A 664-nucleotide genomic window follows, 5' to 3' on the forward strand; every position below is an offset into this window, starting at 1 on the left:
GCGCACCCTGGAAATCCACTCCCGACCGCACCCGGCCCCCGCCGAACCCGGTGAACCGTCCTGGACCCGGCACGCGACCGGACACCTCGGCACGGCCCGGTCCGGGGACAGCGGACACCCCGGTGCGCAGGAGCCGGACGGCAGCGTAGACGCCGGTGCGCCGCGGTCCGGGGACACGCACCCGGTCGGCGGACACCCCGGTGCGCCGCGGTGCGAGGACGGCGGCGCCCCGGACCGCACCCTGGCGCAGTGGCCCCCCGCCGGCGCGACGCCCCTCGACCTGACCACCGCATACCCGGCCCTGGCCGCCACCGGATACCACTACGGGCCGCACTTCCAGGGCCTGACCGCCGCCTGGCGCACCGACGACGCCCTCTACGCCGAGGTACGCCTCCCGGCGGAACTCCACCCCGACGCCGGCGCCTTCGCCCTCCACCCGGCACTGCTGGACGCCGCGCTCCACCCGCTGGTGCTCACCCAGACCGACGGATCACCCACGGCACCCCGCATCCCCTTCTCCCTCGCCCGGGTACGCCTCCACGCCACCGGAGCCACCGTGCTCCGGGTGCGCCTGATCACGGCACCCGACGGCACCACCGCACTCACCGCGGCCGACACCACCGGCGCACCCGTGCTCACCCTCGGCTCCCTCACCCTCCGCGAG

General features: G+C 76.7%; 1 protein-coding gene. It reads left to right on the plus strand.

What is annotated here, in order from left to right; translation table 11 throughout:
* Window positions 1–664 (plus strand): polyketide synthase dehydratase domain-containing protein (locus E4099_RS32630; RefSeq protein WP_209446834.1); only part of this gene is annotated, 664 nt, incomplete at both ends.

This window comes from Streptomyces palmae, from assembly GCF_004684805.1.
GTDB classification, from domain to species: domain Bacteria; phylum Actinomycetota; class Actinomycetes; order Streptomycetales; family Streptomycetaceae; genus Streptomyces; species Streptomyces palmae.